At 68.4% G+C, this 4,775-nt stretch carries 3 protein-coding genes and 2 pseudogenes; all 5 read left to right on the top strand.

The features are described from left to right. Nucleotides 1–65: pseudogene (locus tag BIV24_RS33740) on the top strand (ATP-binding protein); the annotation flags it as partial. 367 nt (nt 66–432) lie between these two features. After that, a complete protein-coding gene (locus BIV24_RS29555) occupies nt 433–3,567 on the top strand; it encodes a sensor histidine kinase (RefSeq protein WP_177198870.1) in 3,135 nt (1,044 codons plus the stop codon). A 10-nt stretch (nt 3,568–3,577) separates the two neighbouring features. Beyond that, entirely contained in the window at nt 3,578–3,991 is a 414-nt protein-coding gene (locus BIV24_RS29550) for a roadblock/LC7 domain-containing protein (RefSeq protein WP_071369539.1), read from the top strand. A 98-nt stretch (nt 3,992–4,089) separates the two neighbouring features. After that, nucleotides 4,090–4,665 carry a DUF742 domain-containing protein gene (locus tag BIV24_RS29545; RefSeq protein ID WP_071369538.1) on the top strand — a complete coding sequence of 192 codons (576 nt, stop codon included), beginning with the start codon at nt 4,090–4,092 and terminating at the stop codon, nt 4,663–4,665. After that, nucleotides 4,646–4,775 (top strand): annotated as a pseudogene (locus BIV24_RS29540) (ATP-binding protein); the annotation flags it as partial. The gene BIV24_RS29545 and the pseudogene BIV24_RS29540, both read left to right, overlap by 20 nt.

Raw genomic sequence — 4,775 nt, 5'->3', positions numbered from 1 at the left:
GCGCGGACGCCAAGAGCGCGCTGATCACCCTGGTCGAACATGCGCTCATGGCGCGCCTGCGGTAGGGCAAATCAACGCAGCTGTACGGCAGTTGTCGTAGATTCCGGGGGGCCGACTGTGGCGTTTGACACGGTCGCCCCCGGCGTTCATAACGTTTCGACAGAGAAATCGGCGGGTACCGCCACGCGTCGCGGTCGTTCGGTGCCGCTGTGCTCACAAAAGCCCCGCCTTTTGGCGGGGCTCGCTCTTTATGACCGTTTTATCTGGCGCATCTCTCCAAGGTGATCCCCGGTTCCGAGTGTTTGGAATCGCGCAGGCTGACGTGCTGGAATGCCTGAACTGCCCATGGGTCAAAGACGTACTGGTCGGCGACAGGGCTCTGGAGACACCGCGGCACGACGCAGGTGCCGTCGCCGAGAGGTTGTTGGTCGAGTGAGGCGAAGCAAGAACGGTCCCGAACCGTCTGCCCGGGGCAACTTCACCCCGCCGCCGCGCGTAGCGGCACCCGCAGCGGAGCCCGGGCCGGAGCCGACGGCTCTCCCGCGCGGGCACGGGCGCTTCTCGCCCCGCAACTGGCACGTCCGGACCAGGCTGAACGCGATCCTGCTCATCCCCGTACTGGTGGGCCTCGTCATGGGCGGCTTCCAGGTCAGGGACTCGATCGACACCTGGCAGCAGGCCCGGGACGCGGAGAAGGTCGCGAAGATCGTGGCCGCCGCCAGCGTCTACGCCGAGGCCCTCCTCAACGAGCGTGACGTCTCCGCGCAGCCGCTGCTGGAGGGCGACCGGAACAGCGCGGTCGTCAAGCAGGCCCGGGACCTCACCGACGAGAAGGCCGCCGCCTTCCACAGGGAAGTGGTCGGACGTCCCGCCAAGCACAGCCTGGAACGCCGACTGAGCCTGCTGGCGAAGGTCGAGCCGCAGCTGGAGCAGATCCGCCGGACCGCGTTCACCCGCGCCATGGACCCGGTCAAGACCGAAGAGGGCTACGTCACCGTCGAGCACCTCCTGATGGAGTTCTCGAACGAGCTGGGCCTCGGAACCGGCAACATCACGGCGTACGGCCGCTCGGTGTACGCTCTCGCCCTCGCCAAGGGCGCCGAGTCGCTCGAGCGCTCCATCGGCATGCACCTGCTGGTCAAGCCCAGCACCGACCGCGCGATCCACGCGCAGCAGGTCACGGCCTTCACCTCGTACAGGTACCTGGAGGGTGTCGCCCAACAGGAGTACGCCTCCGGTGCCGCCGAGGAGGACGTCGCCCGTCTGACCGAGGTCATGCGGCAGAAGACCGAGGAGGGCAAGAAGAAGGCCCCCTCGGCGCCCTCCATGGACAAGATGATCCAGGCGATCGGCAGCGGCAAGTCACCCGCCGAGCTCAAGCAGCTGGGCATCACACCCGAGACGTGGATGTCGGCCGCCACCCTGAAGTTCCAGGCCTACGACCAGGTGGAGAACGAGCTGATCAACCGGGCCGTCGACGACGCCGGCACGATCGCCACCAACGCCCAACGCGACGCCTACGTCAACGGCACCATCGTCGTGCTCGCCCTGCTCGCCGCGCTCATCCTGGCCGCTCTCATGGCCCGTCAGATGAGCCGCTCGATGCGCCAGCTGCGCAGCGCCGCCTTCGATGTCGCCGAGCAGCGTCTGCCGATGCTGGTCGACCAGCTCTCGCGCACCGACCCCGGCCATATCGACACCCGGGTCGCCCCCATCCCGATCTCCACCACGGACGAGATCGGCGAGGTCGCCCGCGCCTTCGACCAGATCCACCGCGAGGCCGTCCGGCTCGCCTCCGAACAGGCGCTGCTGCGGGGCAACATCAACGCGATCTTCACCAACCTCTCGCGCCGCAACCAGTCGCTGATCGAGGGCCAGCTGACCCTGATCACCGACCTGGAGAACAACGAGGCCGACCCGGACCAGCTGGAGAACCTCTTCAAGCTGGACCACCTCGCGACCCGTATGCGCCGCAACGGCGAGAACCTCCTCGTCCTCGCCGGCCAGGAGCCCGGCCGTCGCTGGGACCAGCCGGTTCCCCTCGTGGACGTACTGCGCGCCGCCTCCTCCGAGGTGGAGCAGTACGAGCGCATCGAACTGTCCGGCGTCCCGGAGGCCGAGATCCACGGCCGCGCCGTGACCGACCTCGTGCATCTGCTCGCCGAGCTGCTGGAGAACGCCACGACGTTCTCCTCCCCGCAGACCAAGGTCCGAGTGACCGCCACCAGGCTGCCCGACGGCCGGGTCATGATCGAGATCCACGACAAGGGCATCGGTCTGACGCCCGAGGACTTCGCGGACATCAACCACAGGCTGGCCAACCCGCCGACCGTGGATGCCGCGATCTCGCAGCGCATGGGCCTGTTCGTGGTCGGCCGGCTGTCCGACCGGCACGACATCCGGGTCCAGCTGCGTCCCTCCGGTGAACAGGCCGGCACCACCTCGCTGGTCATGCTCCCCGACGCCATCACGCACGGCGGTGGCGGCGAACAGTCGCTGGACAACAACGAGTTCACCGTCTCGCAGATCATCCCGGAGCAGCAGCCCTTCGCGGGCGAGAGCCTCGACGGACAGCCGATGCGGACGGCCGCGGAGCTGGGCTTCGACGACAGCCGCTACGGCGATGCGGAATCCATGCGGGGGTTGGACCCCGTCGGCCGCTCGCTGATGCGCGAGGAGCGCCGCGCGGCCCTGGAGGCCCAGACGCACGGCGCGGAGCATCCGCAAGAGATCTCTCAGGCCGCTCCGTCCTACGGAGACGAGTTCGAGACTCCCCAGCCCTCGTACACCAACGGACAGGGTGCGTACCAGGAGCCGCATGCGGCGTACGACCAGCAGACGGCGTACCAGGATCCGCAGCAGCCCGCGTACGCGGACACGTACTTCCCGGCTGACGGCAGCCGGCCGCAAGGCAATGGCTTCCCGCCCGCCGACGGCTACCCGGAACCCGCCTATGCGGAACCGGTCCAGGGCAATGGTGCCGCGACCCCGGCCACCTCCCCGGAGACGTTCGCCACCTTCGACGAGCCGTCCTACCAGGACGACTGGCCGAAGCAGGACGACTACCAGAACGCCTACGGCTCCCAGTACGCTCCGGAACCGGAATCCGTGCAGGCCGCTGACGCCAGTGAGCAGGACCGCGTAGGCTTCGACCGTCCCGGACCGGCTTCCTCCGCCACCCACGAGCTGACCGACGCCGGACTGCCCCGCCGCGGCGGCGCCGGCCGGCCGCAGCCCGTGACGCAGGATGCACCGGCGTCCGCAGGGGCGGACGGCGACGGGCACTCCGAGAACGACGGCCGGTGGCAGCAGGCGTCGAAGCTGCGGAAACCGAAGTCGGCAGGGGTCACCTCCTCCGGCTTGCCTCGGCGGGTACCCAAGGCGAACTTGATCGAGGGCGCCGCGGAAACGACCCCGCAGGGAGGCCCACAGGTCTCCCGTGCCCCCGAGGATGTGCGGGGCAGACTGAGCAACCTGCGTCGGGGCGTCCAACGCGGACGCAGCGCAGGCAGTGATACGAACGGCCAGGGCTTCGGTCCTGACAGCACCTACAACCAGGAGCGTTAGTGTGAGCCCGATGAGCCAGGCGGCACAGAACCTGAACTGGTTGATCACCAACTTCGTGGAGAACACCCCCGGGGTGTCCCACACCGTGGTGGTCTCCGCCGATGGACTCCTTCTGGCGATGTCCGAAGGCTTCCCGCGTGACCGCGCCGACCAGTTGGCGGCCGTCGCCTCCGGTCTGACCTCGCTGACCGCGGGTGCCTCCCGCATCTTCGAGGGCGGCAGTGTGAACCAGACGGTTGTGGAGATGGAGCGGGGATTCCTCTTCATCATGTCCATTTCCGACGGTTCGTCCCTCGCGGTTCTCGCACATCCGGAGGCGGACATCGGCCTCGTAGGGTACGAGATGGCGCTTCTGGTCGATCGTGCCGGTACTGTCCTGACTCCGGACCTTCGTGCGGAGCTCCAGGGGAGCCTTCTCAACTAGCAGAAGGACGGTGCGTATTCGCGTCCTGGCACCGTAAGGTTTCGGGACGCGTCTTCCACAGCGACGGGTGACCCGGCACGGTCGGAGGAGGAGAGAAAGTGGCAACACTCCCAGGTGGTTCGTCCGCGGGGAACTGGCCCTATGGCCAGGGCTCCGGGCAGGATGAGCAGAACCGGCACAACTTCCCCTCCGCTCCGGGCCAGTGGCGTCAGCCGTATGCGCCTCAGGGCCCGCAGGGCCCCGGTCCGTCGCCGTACGACCAGCCGCCGGCGCCGCGCATCCAGCCCGTGCAGCCGCAGCGCCACGCCCCCGAGCCGGCGCCCGCGGGGTTGAACAACCCTCTGGTGCGTCCGTACGCCATGACGGGCGGCCGTACCAGGCCGCGCTACCAGCTCGCCATCGAGGCGCTGGTGCACACCACCGCGCAGCCGCACCAGATGCAGGGCCAACTGCCCGAGCATCAGCGGATCTGCAACCTCTGCCGGGAGATCAAGTCGGTGGCCGAGATCTCGGCGCTCCTGACGATCCCTCTCGGTGTGGCCAGGATTCTCGTCGCCGACTTGGCGGAGGCGGGCCTGGTCGCCATCCATCAGCCCGGCGGCGACGAGAACGCCGGCGGCCAGCCAGACGTGACACTGCTCGAAAGGGTGCTCAGTGGACTTCGCAAGCTCTAGCGGCGGTCCTTCCCGCTCCACGACCTCCGCGAAGATCGTGGTGGCGGGCGGCTTCGGCGTGGGCAAAACCACGTTCGTCGGCGCCGTCTCGGAGATCAACCCGCTGCGCA

The organism is Streptomyces colonosanans (assembly GCF_001866645.1).
GTDB classification, from domain to species: Bacteria; Actinomycetota; Actinomycetes; order Streptomycetales; family Streptomycetaceae; genus Streptomyces; species Streptomyces colonosanans.
This window is presented reverse-complemented; position numbering and strand designations above follow the sequence as displayed.